Source organism: Lewinella sp. LCG006 (genome assembly GCF_040784935.1).
GTDB lineage: Bacteria > Bacteroidota > Bacteroidia > Chitinophagales > Saprospiraceae > Lewinella.
In genome coordinates, this window is the sequence record NZ_CP160680.1 from 7,490,489 (window position 1) to 7,507,556 (window position 17,068).

14 protein-coding genes are annotated in these 17,068 nt (G+C 46.2%); 5 read left to right on the forward strand and 9 right to left on the reverse strand.

The annotated features are described in order from the left end of the window. Nucleotides 1-103: 103 nt before the first annotated feature. The 4 genes from AB0L18_RS27425 to AB0L18_RS27440 all read right to left on the reverse strand — a co-directional run bounded on the left by AB0L18_RS27425 (nucleotide 104) and on the right by AB0L18_RS27440 (nucleotide 5,641). Complete coding sequence (locus AB0L18_RS27425) at nucleotides 104-1,990, reverse strand: T9SS type A sorting domain-containing protein (protein ID WP_367390518.1); 1,887 nt, start codon at nucleotides 1,988-1,990, stop codon at nucleotides 104-106. Nucleotides 1,991-2,265: 275 nt separating this feature from the next. Continuing rightward, on the reverse strand, nucleotides 2,266-3,252 hold the full coding sequence (locus AB0L18_RS27430) for a bifunctional heptose 7-phosphate kinase/heptose 1-phosphate adenyltransferase (protein WP_367390519.1): 987 nt from the start codon (nucleotides 3,250-3,252) through the stop codon (nucleotides 2,266-2,268). 142 nt (nucleotides 3,253-3,394) lie between these two features. Beyond that, nucleotides 3,395-4,645, reverse strand: a complete 1,251-nt coding sequence (locus AB0L18_RS27435; protein ID WP_367390520.1) for a 3-deoxy-D-manno-octulosonic acid transferase — start codon at nucleotides 4,643-4,645, stop codon at nucleotides 3,395-3,397. Between the two features lie 213 nt (nucleotides 4,646-4,858). Continuing rightward, complete coding sequence (locus AB0L18_RS27440) at nucleotides 4,859-5,641, reverse strand: hypothetical protein (RefSeq protein ID WP_367390521.1); 783 nt, start codon at nucleotides 5,639-5,641, stop codon at nucleotides 4,859-4,861. 188 nt (nucleotides 5,642-5,829) lie between these two features. Here AB0L18_RS27440 and AB0L18_RS27445 point away from each other — a divergent pair, with 188 nt between their 5' ends. The 4 genes from AB0L18_RS27445 to AB0L18_RS27460 all read left to right on the forward strand — a co-directional run bounded on the left by AB0L18_RS27445 (nucleotide 5,830) and on the right by AB0L18_RS27460 (nucleotide 9,847). Beyond that, nucleotides 5,830-6,768 carry a UDP-glucuronic acid decarboxylase family protein gene (locus AB0L18_RS27445; RefSeq protein ID WP_367390522.1) on the forward strand — a complete coding sequence of 313 codons (939 nt, stop codon included), beginning with the start codon at nucleotides 5,830-5,832 and terminating at the stop codon, nucleotides 6,766-6,768. 6 nt (nucleotides 6,769-6,774) lie between these two features. After that, nucleotides 6,775-7,821, forward strand: a complete 1,047-nt coding sequence (rfbB, locus tag AB0L18_RS27450; protein ID WP_367390523.1) for a dTDP-glucose 4,6-dehydratase — start codon at nucleotides 6,775-6,777, stop codon at nucleotides 7,819-7,821. A 5-nt stretch (nucleotides 7,822-7,826) separates the two neighbouring features. Beyond that, nucleotides 7,827-8,429, forward strand: coding sequence for an inorganic diphosphatase (locus AB0L18_RS27455; protein ID WP_367390524.1), 603 nt, complete (start codon nucleotides 7,827-7,829; stop codon nucleotides 8,427-8,429). Nucleotides 8,430-8,614: 185 nt separating this feature from the next. Further along, nucleotides 8,615-9,847 carry a GNAT family N-acetyltransferase gene (locus AB0L18_RS27460; protein ID WP_367390525.1) on the forward strand — a complete coding sequence of 411 codons (1,233 nt, stop codon included), beginning with the start codon at nucleotides 8,615-8,617 and terminating at the stop codon, nucleotides 9,845-9,847. Between the two features lie 5 nt (nucleotides 9,848-9,852). Here the strand turns inward: AB0L18_RS27460 and AB0L18_RS27465 are convergent, their stop codons facing one another. Further along, entirely contained in the window at nucleotides 9,853-10,335 is a 483-nt protein-coding gene (locus tag AB0L18_RS27465) for a hypothetical protein (protein WP_367390526.1), read from the reverse strand. 21 nt (nucleotides 10,336-10,356) lie between these two features. Further along, a complete protein-coding gene (locus tag AB0L18_RS27470; RefSeq protein ID WP_367390527.1) occupies nucleotides 10,357-10,920 on the reverse strand; it encodes an RNA polymerase sigma factor in 564 nt (187 codons plus the stop codon). 186 nt (nucleotides 10,921-11,106) lie between these two features. Here AB0L18_RS27470 and lysA point away from each other — a divergent pair, with 186 nt between their 5' ends. Beyond that, the gene (lysA, locus tag AB0L18_RS27475) at nucleotides 11,107-12,354 is read left to right on the forward strand and encodes a diaminopimelate decarboxylase (RefSeq protein WP_367390528.1); all 1,248 of its coding nucleotides are present in this window, start codon (nucleotides 11,107-11,109) and stop codon (nucleotides 12,352-12,354) included. A gap of 35 nt (nucleotides 12,355-12,389) precedes the next feature. Here the strand turns inward: lysA and AB0L18_RS27480 are convergent, their stop codons facing one another. The 3 genes from AB0L18_RS27480 to AB0L18_RS27490 all read right to left on the reverse strand — a co-directional run bounded on the left by AB0L18_RS27480 (nucleotide 12,390) and on the right by AB0L18_RS27490 (nucleotide 16,703). Continuing rightward, nucleotides 12,390-12,758 (reverse strand): cupin domain-containing protein, encoded by a 369-nt coding sequence (locus tag AB0L18_RS27480; protein WP_367390529.1) that lies wholly within the window; start codon nucleotides 12,756-12,758, stop codon nucleotides 12,390-12,392. A 79-nt stretch (nucleotides 12,759-12,837) separates the two neighbouring features. After that, nucleotides 12,838-14,511: an IS1634 family transposase gene (locus tag AB0L18_RS27485; protein ID WP_367389257.1), complete on the reverse strand. Its 1,674-nt coding sequence runs from the start codon at nucleotides 14,509-14,511 to the stop codon at nucleotides 12,838-12,840. 137 nt (nucleotides 14,512-14,648) lie between these two features. Next, complete coding sequence (locus AB0L18_RS27490) at nucleotides 14,649-16,703, reverse strand: cytochrome c (protein ID WP_367390530.1); 2,055 nt, start codon at nucleotides 16,701-16,703, stop codon at nucleotides 14,649-14,651. Between the last annotated feature and the right edge of the window lie 365 nt (nucleotides 16,704-17,068).

Genomic DNA, 17,068 nt, shown 5'->3' on the forward strand with positions numbered 1-17,068 from the left:
GGTCTATCAAAGTCCCTATACCCTGTACTAAGTACCTGGTACAGTTAGATTTGCCCGTATAAACATCTAATTCAATATCCAAACAAGGCAAATCTAACTTCTCTTAGTGCTGAACCGTAATCATACGATTGCTTACACCTAGCTCCGTGTCAACGCGAATCAGGTAAGTTCCGCTAGGTAGACCAGCAGTTTCCAACTGAATGCGCTCGCTCATGACATTATCTAATTTACGGTTGATAACAACTTGTCCTTTGGTATTGAATACCACCAACTGACCACTTGTTTGCTCTTCCAGATCGAAATCCAGATTAACGTAAGTATTAGCAGGGTTAGGGAATACCGTAACGGCACCCGTAGGTAATTCAACTTCGCTGGTATTTACAACCATATCGTTACCTACGCTCAAACGTACTACAGGTACAATATCCTGACCAAAGCCAGTCATACTTAATTCACCTTCATTGCTTACGTCAAGCGCAGCAGAGTAGCGAATACGATCCAAAGAATCCGTGTAGAAAGTCATTGCTTGGTAATCATAATCCTCAGAACCTTGCAAAAACATTGCCTGATCATCTTCCGTAGAGTAAAGGATAGCGGCAATATAATTGTATCCTTCGGTCAAAGCTACAGGGCCATCTTCGTTGGCTAGAACCGTAATCAAGCCATCACCTTCATCGCCTGTAAATGCATAAGAATTGAAACCAGCAATGGTGTACTCGTCTTGCTGAGCAGTGAAGCTTTCATCGGTATCTTCTGGCCATTCCAACAAAAGAACCGTTACAAAACGACCTGCCAGTTCATCTGCATTGGTTACACCAAAAGAGATGGTACGAGCGTGTAATGGCTCACCATCTAAGGTAGTACCACTGTTGATGTGGTAAACGTTGCCATAAGTATAGCTATCGTCATCAGCAGGAGCAACACCACGGGTAGCACCAATTTCTTTAGCGAAAAGCGTATCGGTTACTGCAAAGACAAACTGTCTGCTGTTGTTGCCAGGGATAGCATCCATATCATCCCCATCATAAGAAAGGGAATAGGTAGCAGTGTAGATGTCTTCTACCGCTGGAGGTGTAAATTCAGTAGGGAAGAATACATTCTCTGCCGTTGAATCAGAAACGATATTCGTATAAATTACATTGTCATTGTACACTTCCGTACCAGCGTTGTTGGTGATGGTCATGTTTAAGGTCACCGTAGCCTGCGTCGCAGAACCAGCATTAGCAATATCAGCGATAAAACCGATAGGCTCTACCTGACTTGCTGGAGTAAGCGCATTTGGCATTACTGCAGCAAAAGCATTTACGCGCATTTCGTTAGCTGGACGTGGGTCCGTCTCCGTAAGGATCATATCGTCTACCTGCCAGCTGTAGCCACAACCCGTTAGATTGCCACCGTTGGCCGTAGATCCGTCAGAAAGGAATTGGAAAGCAATATGAACACCATTTACACCAGCAGCAGCGGAAGACAAATCCAACTGAATAGTTTGTGGGTTCTGCGTTGGATCACCATCTAGAGCACCGCCAAAAGAGTTGGCCGTAATCCCGGGAAACACCTCGAAGGTAGCCCAGCTAGAAAGGTCATTCAGATCCGTACCTACACGGATTTGTGGACGGTCGTTGAAACTACGGTAAAAAGTTTCGAACAACAACCAAACCGCATCTTTATCAGAAGCATCAATGGCCGGAGAAATCAACCAAGCATCTTGGTTCGTATAACTACAGTTCAAATCAGAATCAAAAGTAGCCCAGCCATCAGCAGCAGTGGTACTTGCCAGAGGGGCCGTTGCGAAAGGACCAGAAGGACCATCCGTACCAAACAACCACGCTTCGGTGGCAGTGCCATCTCCAGATACTGCTACATTCATCCAGCCAGCTGGAACAGCTCCGCCAGTGCTGGCAAAAGTTTCCGTAAAAAAGTCTTGTGCTTGCAGACCAAATGCGGTCAGCGACAAACAGAACAGGGCGATTACGTAATTCTTCAATTGCATAAAATCAGTTTTTTGTAAATAAACAATTTGTCAAGCCTGTGCTTGAAAAGCGACGAACCATGTGATGATCCGTCGAAGTTTTTTAGAGAAAGCTAACGTAACTTTGTTACAACAACATAAAGGTTGAAAAGGGTTGGTTGCAACTAAAAAAAGTGAGAAATAGGCGATCTAAAGAAGAGTTTATTATGCAGCCCCAAGATAAAACTTTATTGCCAAGCTAGCTAGTTTGCGCTTGTTTTGAACTGATTATCGTCGCCTGATTTGCATAATCTTTCTCAATTGGATACCAGAGAAGCATACTCTTCAGCTAACTGATGCTTGTCTACCGGTACCACCCCCACTTTTTCACAAACCTGCCCGCCAGCCAGATTAGCCAAACGAGCAATGGTAGACAAATCCATTTTTGCAGCCAAACCTAATGCCATGATACTGATCACGGTATCTCCTGCACCACAGACATCGGCGATAGTGCGTTCGTAAGTAGGAATAATCTCGCTGAGTTCTTTACTCGCCACAAACACCCCTTTTTCCGATAAGGTAATCATCGTATATGCATTGCCCAAGCGTCGGCTCACTTCTGCTGCTGCTGCTTGCAAGCTAGGCAAGTCTGCCTTCAAGTGGGGATCAACTTGTTGTTGGATTTCCCGAAGATTAGGTTTGAACAGGGTCACGTGGCGATAAGCCCAGAAATTATCATACTTGGGATCCACTGCCGTGGGAATATCCCGCCGCAGCGCTTCCAACATCACCTCACGAATTAGGTTAGGCGTCAGCACCCCCTTGTTATAATCCTGGAAAAGCAGGAGGTGAATTTCTTTTTGATCCAGCAAGTTTTTCAATTGCTCCATCAACTGACTCACTAATGACTCATGGATAGGGCTGGCATCTTCCCGATCCACGCGCAGCAGGTGCTGATTTTGAGCCAACACCCTCGTTTTTACCGTCGTCACTCGATCCGGATGCTTGATGAGGTATTTCGCAGAAATACTAGCTTCTGGCAACAGTTTTTCTAACAATTTCCCGTTATCATCTTCCCCAATTACGCTGAACAAATACGGCGTAGCACCCATGGCTTGAATATTCAATGCCACATTGCCCGCTCCTCCGAGGCGATTGTCCTCTGAACGCAGATGTACGACTGGCACTGGTGCTTCAGGCGAGATACGATCTACTTTCCCGCTGAGATAACGGTCAATCATCACATCGCCAATGACGACAATATTAAGCTGGGAAAACTGTCCTAAAAAATCGGCTGAATTCATTGGTTGTAGTCTGTCAGGAGGAGCAAAAGTAAGAAAAAAATTTGGACGACACTTCGTGTGTACCCACTGTCGACAGGGGCCCCATCATTCAGCAGCGCTTTTAAAAATTTCTATTTCACGCAACTCTCTTTCCCCTTTTCCATTACTGATTTCTAAGCGGTAACGCCCCCACAATCCGCCCCGCAGCCCCTTGGTTGGCTTCGAGATAACCGCGCACTGCTTTTTGTGCTTTATTAAACACATTTTTATCCTGAAAATCAATAAAATAACGTTCAAAATCTACAAAACTTAGCACCTCAAAAGCACCTCCCTGGTTTTTCAAGGTCAAAGCCTCTTGAAACTTTTGATGCTTGGGGCCAAAAAGGATGGGCAAACCGTGGGCGGCAGGCTCCAATGTATTGTGGATACTTTTTCCAAACCCTCCTCCAATGTAGGCCAGATCGCCGTAGTGGTAAACCCTGGAAAGCATTCCAATAGTATCCAGAATCATCACCCGGCAGGAGGCAAAATCTTGGTGAGTCGCTAATTGAGAATAACGACAAAACGGTACGGTTAACAGTGCTTCGATGTTTCTCAGATGTGTTTCACTAATGTCGTGAGGAGCGAGAAGTAATTTCCAACCGTTCTGCCAAAAAGCTTGCTGAGTTAATAGAATTTGTTCCCCTGCGGGCCAGGTGCTTCCTCCAATAAATAAGCGGTCATTGCCTTTAAAAGTGGCTATTTCAGGAAAATTAATCTCCTGCTGCGCAATCGCCAAGACCCGATCTATACGGGGATCACCGGCAACCGTAACGGCAGCGATGCCAAAACGCTCCAGCAATTTTTCATCGCGCTGGTTTTGCACAAAGAGATGCTCAAAACCTCGCAAAAGTGCCAGAAAGTAAGCCCCATACCACTGAAAAAACAGCTGCCCGGGACGAAAACTTCCCGCCACCAAAAAGACGGGAATACCTGCTGCAAAAAGTGCCTTAAGGTGAAACACCCAGAATTCGTACTTTACAAAAATAGCCAGATCAGGGCGAAGTATAGCTTGCCATTGGCGTGCATTGCCAGGACTGTCTGGCGGCAAATAGGTAACAAAATCCGCATGGGGATAATTTGCCTGCTGCTCGTAACCCGATGGGGAATAAAAACTTAAAACGATCTGATAATCAGGGTAATTCTCCCGGATAAGTTCCAGGATCGGACGCCCTTGCTCAAACTCTCCCAGGCTGGCACAGTGCATCCAAAGGACTTTGGCTTCCGCCGGAATACCGCTCCTCCACACCTGAAGTTTATCCTGCCAGTCTTTTCTCCCTTCCACCCAAGCCTTGGCCTTGGGTTTAAACCAGGAGGCCAAGTAGATCACGGCGTGATAGAGACTTATTACCAGTCGATAAATGAATGCCGTCATGGGGCTAACGTGAGTTTTGAGTGTAAAGATTTTATTATCAACAAACGATATACCCATCAAACCTCACCGTTCCAGGTAAAAAGCAGATCGTACTTGGTATCGCATCCGTTTTAGGTTTTCAAAATCTCTATACCCTGTACTAAGTACTTGGTACGGTGAGATTTGCCTGGTCATTTCTTGCGTTCCATTAACACAAAAAGGCAAATTTCACGTCTAATAATAAACGTCTTCCGCATTTCCCAGATAAAAAGGCAAGGTAAAACTAAACCGGAACCCCGCTAAGATGTCCAGACGATCGCTGGTGTCGGTCATTCTGGTATCGAAATCAAAAGAACGGCGGTTTTGGGTAAAACCCTCGTAAAATTCAAACCCAGCGGTGATATTAATACCCGTATTCCGGCCAATCACCTGGTAACCAACAAACTGGTGCAAGGCCAAGCCATTGGTAAGCCGGTCGTATCCCTTAAGGTATTCTCCTTCTATCTGAGGTACGGAACGGAATGGATCTTGCTGAACACGGATACGATGCTGGAGCAAACCTACACCCAAATTGAGACGTATACCAGAACGAGGATTGTCTTCGAACAAACCTATCAGACGGCCAGCTCTCACGCCCAGGTACCATCCGCGCTCGCGCAGTAGAATATCCGCGGGTTCGCGGTCATTACCAATGATGTCGCCCGACTCGGTACGAAGCCCTGCCAAAACATCTTCCTCTACGTTGCTACCAAAGATATAAAGGCCTTGAAGGCCGATGAGCCAATTGTTATCTGTAATAAAATCGGCAGAAACCTCAGGAGCAAAATTCAACCCGAAGCGATCATCTAAATCACCCAGTGGAATTTGCGGCGCATAGCCAAAATTTAACAAGATGGCCTTGCCTGAATTGCTTCCTTCCCAGCTTTGTGCATGGATAGCCGTATGGAGCAACATCATTAATACCAGTAAACTTGTCATTTTCCAAACAAAAGCACCGGAAGTGGAAAAATTATTCATTTCTTAATATTTGCAGGCAAAGATAACCATGAGGCCATGAAGTAGGTTTTTTAGGCGATTAAAAAACATCATCTGCTTATGGTCTGCTGTAGAATCTTCTATCTTTGGCCTTGATTTAATGTGGCCTGTACCATTTTTTCAATTGGGCCGTCATAACAACCAACATTGAACCAACACGATACATCATTATGCCAAGAATTTTAATAACGGGAGGGGCTGGTTTTTTAGGTTCTCACCTTTGTGACCGCTTTATCAAAGAAGGTTATCAGGTCATTGCCATGGACAACTTGCTGACGGGTAACAAAGATAATATTGCCCATCTTTTTCCATTACCTGAGTTTGAATACTATCATAATGATGTTTCCAAATTCGTCCATGTCGCGGGGCCATTGGACTATATTCTGCATTTTGCCTCCCCTGCCAGCCCTATCGACTACCTTAAGATGCCCATTCAAACCCTAAAGGTTGGTGCTTTGGGTACGCATAATTTGCTGGGCTTGGCCAAAGAGAAAAAAGCACGCATCCTCGTTGCTTCTACCTCAGAAGTTTATGGTGACCCCCTGATCCACCCTCAGCCGGAAGAATATTGGGGCAATGTCAACCCCGTAGGACCACGCGGCGTATACGACGAAGCCAAACGCTTTTTGGAAGCCATCACCATGGCCTACCACAACTACCACGGACTGGAAACCAGGATCATTCGTATTTTCAACACCTATGGATCGCGAATGCGGACCAATGATGGGCGCGTACTTCCTGCTTTCTTCTCGCAGGCCATCCGCGGAGAAGGGCTCACCATTTTTGGCGATGGCTCACAATCCCGTTCCTTTTGCTACGTTGATGATTTGGTGGAAGGTATTTACCGCCTACTTTTAAGCGACTACCATCTGCCTGTGAATATCGGCAACCCCGATGAGATTACCATCATGGACTTTGCGAAAGAGGTCTTAGCCTTAGTAAACAATCCAGCAGCCCATATCATCCACCACGATCTACCGGTAGATGATCCAAAAATTCGGCAGCCAGATATTACCAAAGCAAAAGAAATCCTGGGCTGGAGCCCTACCGTAAATCGGGAAGAAGGCCTCAAGCGAACGTACGAATACTTTAAAAATGTTGTTAAGTAAGAAGTTATGGCAAAGATTTTAGTAACCGGAGGTGCCGGTTTTATTGGCTCTCACCTGATTCAGTTATTGGTCAAAAAGTACCCTCAGGAACAGATTGTCAACCTGGATGCTTTGACCTATGCGGGCAATCCTGAGAATCTTAAAGCTATTGAAGCGGCCCCTAATTACTCGTTTGTAAAAGGCGATATTACCGACTTTGCTTTTCTTGAACAACTCTTTGCCGAACACCAATTTACGGGTGTCATCCACCTGGCTGCAGAGTCGCATGTCGACCGTTCAATTGCCAACCCGATGGCCTTTATCATGACCAATGTGGTTGGTACCGTCAATTTGCTCAATGCTGCCAAAAACAATTGGCAAGGCGATTACACCGGAAAGCGTTTTTATCATGTCTCAACGGATGAAGTGTATGGCTCGCTGGGAGCCGAAGGCTTGTTTACGGAAGAAACGGCCTACGATCCCCGTTCGCCTTATTCTGCCTCCAAAGCCAGCTCTGACCATTTCGTGCGCGCCTGGCAGCACACGTATGGCTTACCAGTGGTGATTTCCAACTGTTCCAACAATTACGGCCCTTACCAGTTTCCAGAGAAACTGCTGCCTTTGATGATTAATAATATCCGTCACGAAAAGCCGCTGCCCGTGTATGGTGACGGCTCCAATATTCGGGATTGGTTGTGGGTGGAAGACCATGCCGCCGCAATAGACCTGGTTTTCCGCCAAGGAAAAAACGGTGAGACCTACAATATCGGAGGCAATAACGAATGTTCCAATCTTGACTTAGTCCATCAGCTTTGCGATGTGGTAGACGAGTTGCTAGGGCGTTCGGAAGGCAGTTCTCGTAAGCTGATTACTTTCGTAAAAGATCGTCCTGGCCACGACCAACGCTATGCTATTGATGCTTCAAAAATCAAAGCAGAGCTGGGCTGGGAACCCACCATTGGCGTGGAAGAAGGGCTGAAACGTACTGCTAAATGGTACCTTGACAATACTGAATGGTTGGAAAGGGTAACCTCGGGAGCTTATCGCGAATATTATGCCCAACAATACCAATAGCCGCCATGAGCACCAAAACCGCAATGCTATCTGTTCTCCTTCTGATAGGTGCTTTTGCTTGTCGGGAGAAGGCAATGCAAGACCCCACAACTGCCGCCACGACCAAGGGCGAGTATTTGCAGGCCGTCATTGAAATCCCGGCGGGCACCAACCACAAGATTGAATACGACTACGCCAGCAAACAGTTTCTCAATGACCAAATAGAGGGTAAAGACCGGGTGATCGACTTCCTGCCCTACCCCGGCAATTACGGATTTATTCCCAATACATTAATGGATAAGGAACGAGGTGGCGACGGTGATGCCCTGGATATCCTGGTGATCGGAGAGTCTGTCCCAACGGGCAGTATCATTCAAGTTATTCCCATTGGAGCCTTGATGCTGCGTGACCGTCAAGAAATTGATACCAAGATCATCGCTATTCCGGCCGATCCCCAAAGTCAGATCATCAGGGCGAAAGACTTCATGACTTTTGCCTTACGCTACGATGCTGCTCGGCGAATTATTGAAGACTGGTTCCAAAATTATAAAGGTGCGGAAGGGGTAGAAATCGTACGATGGGAAGACGAGCAGTATGCCCTTCAAGAGGTAGAGAAGTGGAAAAAATAGTATTGCCACCAATCTCCTCCTCCTGTATTGGCAGCAAACCAACTGCCGTTCATCGAATAATCCTGCGACAAATTAGTTAGTTTTTCAACCATCCTACGGTATATATCGTTACTGTATACGATTGATTTGACTTTACCATGACAGATACACCCGTGAAGGAGCCGCTTAGATCAGAATGTCGCTTTATGGAAATGCATAAGAGCACATTATCTGCTGTTCCCTCCTCATCATCTATAGCACCCAGTTCATTGAATATCAATCCATTACCATCAGGATGGGAGATAAAATGTTTCCCCTCGCTTGCGGATGGCAAAGCGCATTGGGAATCACTCATTACAACGGAAGATTTCTTCTTGTCGGGCGATTTTTTCAGTCTCATTGATCAAATTAGCCTTAAAGGCGTAACTACAGGGTTTGCTATTTTTGAGCATCCCAGCTATTCTCCTTTTGGTTTAGTCGTACAAACTTTCTCTTTCAACCCGGAAGAGCAAATGGGGAAGCTTGATCAGAATGCGCAATATGGCCGTCTGCAACGCTTGGCGCAACGGGCCAAAGATGTCCTGGCAAAAATATTACGGTTTCGTATTCTTTCCTTTGGTCAGCTGCTGCTCACTGGCAACCACGGCCTTCGCGGGAACACCCAATTACCAGCGAGTGAACTCGCAGCACTTCTTGCAGAAGGGGGTGAAGCTATTGCCAGCGCTTGGCCCGAGCGCATACACGGCATCATGATCAAAGACTTGCCCTTGGGCCAATATCCCAAAGCGCACGCCTACCATGCCTTGCCCGTTCAGCCAAACATGGTACTTCATCTAGAAGAGTCCTGGTCCAGTTTCTCTGATTACCTCGAAGCTATGAGTTCAAAATATCGGGTCAGAGCTCGTCGTGCCCGAAAGAAGGGCGATGAACTCATGAGAAGGACAATGAACTTGGAAGAAATCAAGTTGCGCCAATCAGAAATGCACCGCATGTACTGCATTATTGCAGCGCAATCAGATTTCAATGCGGTTGTTCTTCCTGCCAATTACTTCACCACCTGGTTGGAGCAGTTTCCCGAGCGTTTTAAGGTATGGGGCTATTTTTTGGACGAAGCGTTTATTGGTTTTTCCACAGCAGTGTACAATGGCCATGAGCTGGAAGCCCATTTTTTAGGCTTCGAAGCCGATTACAATCGTAGTCACCAGCTGTACTTAAACATGCTCTACGATTTGGTACAAGAAGCGATTCTGGCGGGGAGCAGCACATTGGTTTTCTCTCGGACGGCCCTTGAAATAAAGAGTTCGGTAGGCGCCGTACCCGAAGATTTATACTGTTGGATGCGCTCACGCTACGCCATCGCCAATCCTTTGGTACCGATTGTCGCTAAATTTATCGCTCCTCTCCCGGAGTGGGAACCTCGGCATCCGTTTAAGGATTGAGGTGATTACCGACTCGTTCTTCTACGATTTTCGTTTTCGATAGAATCAGGAGGTGATACAGGACTAGTGCCACCCTCTTGGAAACTTTCCTGTTTTGCGACCAGTTTTTGACTGGAATTGCCTTCTATGATCGGCTTAGCTGGGGTAATATCTAAATGAGCAGGCGTTTTTTCTACAGCACTTGATGATTGATCATCTACAATAATTTGTAGCTCTTCCAGCTCAAGCGGCAGCTGTTGATGTGCCAATACCCCTTGATGATTTTGCTCCGACAACCACATAAATACCACCGAAAGTCCTAGCAAAAGAGCCAAGGCTGCAGCAATACCAAGCGGCTGGGGCAATTTACGCACGCGAGTGGAACGAACCATACTCGGCCGCTTAGCAGCCATTTTGCTTTCAATGCGGGCCCAAGCCTGCGCTGAAGGCGTCTGTTCCAATTCATCTGATTTTTCCCTAAAGAGGTCAAAGATATCCTTCTTTGCCATGGTGTTGTTGTTTTTTATAATTTACCCGGCAGTACCTTTCATTCGATCACGTACACCGGGATAATTAACATCCAGTAATAATTCTTGCAAGCGTTTTTTCGCTAAAATGAGCTGTGATTTAGAAGTATTGATGCTGATACCAAGTTCTTCCGCAATCTCACGGTGCTTGAACCCTTCCAAAACATACAGGTTGAAAACCGTACGGTAACCAGTTGGCAATTGATCTAGTAAAAACAAGATATCCTGCGCTGCCAGTTCCGCCACTACATTCTGATCAGATCGAAGATCGAGGTGTTCCTGTATTTCGTAAGCGTTGCGCAAAGCGTGCTTCTTACGTAAAAACATCAAGGCTTCATTGACCATGATTCTGCGAATCCAACCTTCAAAACTTCCTTTACCAGTATACTGATCCAGATTTTGAAACACCTTACAAAAGCCTTCTACCAGCACATCTTCAGCATCCTCTATCCGGGAGAGGTACCTCCGACATACCCCCAGCATCTTCGGCGCATGCATTTCGTACAAACGACGTTGCGCCAGAGGTTCCTGCTGTTGGCAAGCTGCTATAAGTTGTTCTTCTGTCACCTGGTAGTGTGATTAATTTCCGAAAACAAGATGCAACTTTTTTAGGGAATGGTGGGTGGCAGTGTCCTTACCATTACATTTAATAGCTTAGAAATCGGTTTTCCTGTAATCGTTTAGCTGAAAAAACTGGCCTTTACCTGTAAGAAAGCCTATTTTTGCAGCTTTCTTTTCCTCAAAATATTCAAAATGATCCAGGAAGATAATCGTTACCTCCTGCCGTCGGGCGTCGACCCACTAGCATTGGCCACTGCATATGGCTGTCCGTTGTACATTTATGACAGCTCCATCATCAAACGTCAGTATGACCGCATCACCAAGGCTTTTGCAGTAAAACGGTTAAAGATCAACTATGCTTGTAAAGCCAACACCAACCTGAGTATCATGCGCCTACTGCAAGGCTGGGGAAGTGGCCTGGACACCGTTTCTGTCCAGGAGGTAGAGCTGGGCTTACAGGCTGGCTTTAAGCCACAGGATATTATTTACACCCCTAATTGTGTCTCACTGGAGGAGATCGCCGAAGCTGTAGGCTGGGGCGTCAGAATCAACATTGACAATATCTCTATCCTGGAACAATTCGGACACCAGTTTCCCGACGTTCCCGTTTGTATCCGCATCAATCCTCACATCATGGCCGGGGGGAATTCCAAAATTTCGGTAGGGCATATCGATTCCAAATTTGGTATTTCCATTCACCAGTTGCCCCATGTATTAAAGGTGGTGTCTACGCTGCATCTTAAAGTGGAGGGCATCCATATGCACACCGGCTCTGACATCCTCAATGCGGAATCTTTTTTACAAGCTGCCGAGATACTACTCAACTGCGCCAAGGAATTCCCCGAATTGGACTATGTTGATTTTGGCAGTGGTTTCCGCGTGCCCTACAAGCCAGGTGGTATAGAAACCGACATTGAAGATTTTGGCGAACAGCTTAGCGAGCGGTTCAATGAATTTTGTGCCACTTACGGTCGGGATTTGATGTTGATGTTTGAACCTGGAAAATTTCTGGTGAGTGAATCCGGCTATTTTCTCGCGCGCTGCAACGTCGTCAAAACCACTCCTGCGACAGCCTTTGTCGGCGTTGATTCTGGATTAAATCACCTGATCCGCCCGATGATGTACGATGCCTATCACCATATTACCAACCTCAGTAACCCAGAGGGTAAAAAGCGCATCTACACCGTGGTCGGCTACATCTGTGAAACCGACACCTTCGGCGCTAACCGCCAGCTCAGTGAAGTACGGGAAGGGGATGTTATTTGCCTACACAACGCGGGCGCTTACTGCTTCTCCATGGCTTCCAACTACAACAGCCGTTACCGCCCGGCAGAAGTGTTGGTACACGAAGGCAAGGATTACCTCGTGCGCAAGCGAGAAACCATGGAGGATATTCGCCGCAACCAAGTGGATGTTTTTGCGGCGGTAGAGACGGTGTAAAAAAAAGGCCTGGCCACGGTGGTCAGGCCTTTTTTCTATCCTTCCTCCCGATTCACCGTTTCCGGAGCAAAAGCGGGAACACAAATGGCCAGGTATTCGCATTCCTCCGCAAAGGGATTGGCGTACTGGATGCGGGTATTTCTGTTGATTTTTATGGATTGCCCCGCCTTAAGGATCACTATTTCTCCTGCGATGTTGAATTGCTTTTTCCCGCGAATGACATAAGTGTATTCATCGAACTCCGGCGTTTGGAAAGGCTCGCTCCAACCCGGAGGCGCAATCATATGGGCGATGCTAAGATGTGCTTCGCCCGTAGAGGCCAAGCCAAAATGTTCTTCAATAAGTTTGCCATCGGTGGTAGGAACGATGAAGGGGGAGGATTGGAGAGTGTATGGTTTATTCATGGTTAGATGGTTGGTTGGCTAGTCAGGCCTTAATTAATTCCGATTTCCCACGGTCTTTTCGCGTAAGACGAAAGTGAGTTCACGCCTCCCATGGATGACGATAAATATCTGTTGGCAATCGCATCATCTTAAGCAACCTCAGGTGATGTTCTTCGATGCCCTGCAAGTGTACGCTGGCTTTGTGATCATCAGTCATTATGTAGATCATCTGGACGCTTCGGAACGCGCTTAAGACCAGCGATGTGGTAGGTCGCTCAACTTTGCGGCCGGGATTGCCGGGCACTAGATTGGTAAGATAGCTGTTTTGTTCGCTTTTCAGTGTTTGGCGGATGGTGTATTGCCACAGATTATAGTACTGTAGAGCCAGCATTAGTATGCGCAACATGGCTTGGATGCGATTTTCTTTTTTCAGGAAGATTGGCGTAAGCGAGGTGCATTTGGTCAACAGCAAATGAAAATGCTGCTCGATACGATACTCCTCCCAGTAACAAAGTACCACCTCGCAAGCCGAGAGTCTATCCGAAGGAGCGTTAGTGGCCATCACGCGCCATCCGGCCAGTTGCTGTTCGATGTTGTTTTGCTGCTCGTCCAGTGTAAGTTCCACGCTGCAAGGTTCGGCCGGGTCCTGAGATAGTGTGATCTTCCAGCTGTATAGGTGAGCGACTTTGTGCTTGTCCAGTATCTTGTTGATGGTTCGTTCAGCTTCCTCTACCGACTTGATCGTTTTACGACCTCGGTTGCGCGTGAAGCGCAGTCTGACCTCCTGGCAAGCGGTCTGGCAGCGTTGCTCTAGTTGGGCAACTTGGCGCTTGCGTAGATTCAAGCTACATACCCCGAATAGCCTTTGGGTGTGAATCGTGCCGTCAGCGGAGATGATTTCACGTGCGGGCAGCTCTTTAACCAGCGCGATGGCTTGTGAATCCTTACTTCCCGCCGCCTGACGCATTACGCGTTCGGCGGGCTCTTGCTGTTGCTCAATCCACTCACGGGCTTGCATTAATTCCTCTCGTGAGTATTGCCGTTGAGCCAATGGGCCCAAGTAGTAGTTGCCGCTGTCAGCAATGAAACACATATTGTACTGATTACACAGCTTGCGGTCTCCCACTACCAGTACTCCTTTGGACTTGAGACCTTGTTCCCAGGCCTGTTCCAAGGCTGGCACGTAAAGCTTGTCGTCACTGTTTTGCCCTGCTACCACGTTCAGAGCCAGTGGCAGGTTGGCTTTGTCTATAGCCAGTAGCATCAATTTTACCTGAGGTAGGGCCAAACCCGTGGCATTATGCCCCAACTGAAAAATGCCTTCTGTTTCTCGATGACTTTGAGCCGTGGTACTGTCGATACGCACCGTATCAAGGGGACCTTGATCAGTACCGTTGTCCAGATCGTAAAACCGAATTAGCGATTGGTTATGATCGCGCTGAAAGGACATCCAGCGCTCATCGTCCTTAGACAGGTAGTCCAGCAGACTACCCAAACGGTCATCACTGAGATAAGCAGCCTGAAAATCAGCTTCATCCAAAAGCCAACTCAACGTGCGCTCCAAGCCCAAAGCCCAGTCTTCTACGTTGTACAGTCGATGATCGTTCTCGCTCAGAATATAGACCAGAAAAGCCTCCAATGTCTTGCCAATACTGGTTCCCTGCCACAAATGATGAGTAGGATAGTGCTTGTCCACGCGCTGGGACAAACCGGTCGATTGGAGTAGGCGACTAATCGCCGGTAGATCGCCTACAGGCTCTGCTTTGATCAGCATACAGTTTTCTTATAAAACGCTTTGCGAACTCACTTTCGTCTTACGCGAAAAGACCGTCCCACTTCCCACTTCCGACTTTGCAAATGATTGATGGTTGTTGGTGTTGCGAAGATAGGAAGGCATTAAAGAACGAATGGCTATTTTACTGATTGAATGTACTTAAAAATAGCGCTGATTTCTGCTTTGGAGAGTGTGCCGGCGAAGGAATTCATTACGGTAGGGCCCCATTCCTTCCATCGTTTCAAGGCTCTGGGGTCGCTGGTGGTGATCATATGCTGAGAATTTTCAGTATACCTGGTAAACCACATCTTGGTATATTCTTCCGGACCGCCAAATAGTGCAGGACCAGTAAGATTGGCTTTTAGATTGATAGAATGACAATTTGCACAATGTTCGGCGAATAATTGCTTTGCTTCCTCCACAGTTGGTTCCTCATTACAATTTGGATATGCTTTGGCTCCCAGGAAGTAAAGCGCATATTGCTCTTCCCATAATTGGTTTTGTCTTACTTGCTCCTCGTGCAAAGCACGAACATAAGGTAAATCAATACTGATCTGATTTTCGTAAAGATGTTCCATTCCTAAAAGAGCCTTTAGCTTACGTCGATTAGAGGGCTGTAAATAAAGTTCTACCCTATTTTCGTAACCGACTTGGTAATTGACTTCACCGATAAATAGTTTACCATTTTTGTAGCCTACGGCAACTACTTTTGCAGCCTGATGCAATCGTTGGTACATCCTCTTTTCGTCCAAAACTCCCGGATAGAACAGCTCCCCATCCTCCGTATTCAAGCGATAAATACTTCTAGCGTAAGGCATGACATTGTACAGGTATAATTCATCATACTGAGTACCATTGGGAACCTTCACGGATAATGGAGCCAGGAGCACGGTATCCGTCGCATTCTTTTCGTTACGTCTCGGCCAGTACCAACCTAAATCATCCAGTTCGAAGGTTAAATGGCGCATTCGGTGTGCTTCTCGTTTCCACAAAATTTGGCGATACTCTTCCTTAAGGATCTCCACCTCCTCGTTTTTGGCGGCCAAAGCAGATCTTATTTCTTGCCTTTTCTGATTTATCGCTAGTTCCAACTGAGTCATCCGATCAGCAAGTGTCGTCCTGAGCAATTCTGCGTAAGCGACACCTCCTTTAGTGTTTGTTAATCCCTGAGCGGCAAATCTAGTGAATAGATCGGCTCGCGAATCTGACTTTGCTCGTAAATAGGTGGCTGCTTGCTGGTCTGTTTCCCAAAGATCCTGGTCCAGGTTATTTAAATAAATACCCAAAAGCGTTTCGTCTCCTATACTCAACATCTCTGCCAGGCGCTCCGTAAAAGCGGTCGTCGCTATTAAACTATTAGCAAAATCAGCAGATTTTAATGCCTGTACTTTTCCTGGATCAATTCCGCAGGAGGCCTCCATAACTGGCCATTCCTCAATATCTAATAGTATATCGGATGAATGGTCTGTATCAAATGATTCTGCCGTATATTTACCATTTCTAAGGACATGATGACGATGATAGTAGGGTTCATTTATTTTTAGATGCTGAAATCCCGCTACCAGTTCCAACATCTCTCCCCCTGAGAAAGAGAAATAGAGGCTGTCTGCAAGTCCGATGCTATATTCTTTAAATTCGCCAAAAGGTAATACTGCCGTCAGCTCTTCTGCAAATTCCCTTGGGTGATAAGGAAGATTAGAAAAATCTTCAGGAATAAGAAATGATGCATTATACTCACCTTTCCTCCACCGAATTTTTCCATTTTTTCTAACATTCCCTGATTGCATGCTAAAGTTCCCATCCAGCCCTTTGGTAGGAAATTGTAAAAACAGCTTGGCTTGAGGTTTAACGACGAGTACAGCATCTTCTTTTTTGGCCTCAATCTTGACAATCCCTAGCTGATTTTCTCCGGTAGCGTCCATCAATAGCTGATCAGCTATTGAGAGTGCTTCGACAAGGGTGATGTCGACCTCTCCTACCACCTGATTACCGTTACTATAGATAAAACTATTTGCAGGCAAAAAGAGCCTGACTCCCTCTTCTCCAAAAAGAATAGTATCCTTTTCTACATTGATGATAAACTGCTGTTCGGAAGGCACGTTTTGAAAAGCTCCTGTTTCAGAAAACTTCTCATCTGTATCACAAGCAAAGAGAAACAACAAGGAGCAACTAAAGAGAAAAAATGAGCGCATTTTTTGTTGGTTAATTTAGTCTTTTCTACTAAAAACCACAAGCAATCTAGCACGACCAAGATAGTGTAAAAGACACACCAACAATCTTTTTTCCGCTTAAACCCAGTGTTTACGCATAGTTGAAAAAAAATTATAAAAAACATTTAAAAAGGGTTTCGGACTTTAGAAAAAAAACCTCACTTTTGTAATCCTCCTAAACATGGGGGCAAAGAGAAGATACCACTCTTACACACAACTCACAAGCATCGGCCCACTTCAGGAGACCGGTCTTGCATCTACTTACAACTTACTGATACTCAGTTTTTTACCTCCAGCAGGCCACAGTATTTTTTAATCGCCTTGACGGCTATTAACCTTTGAGTATT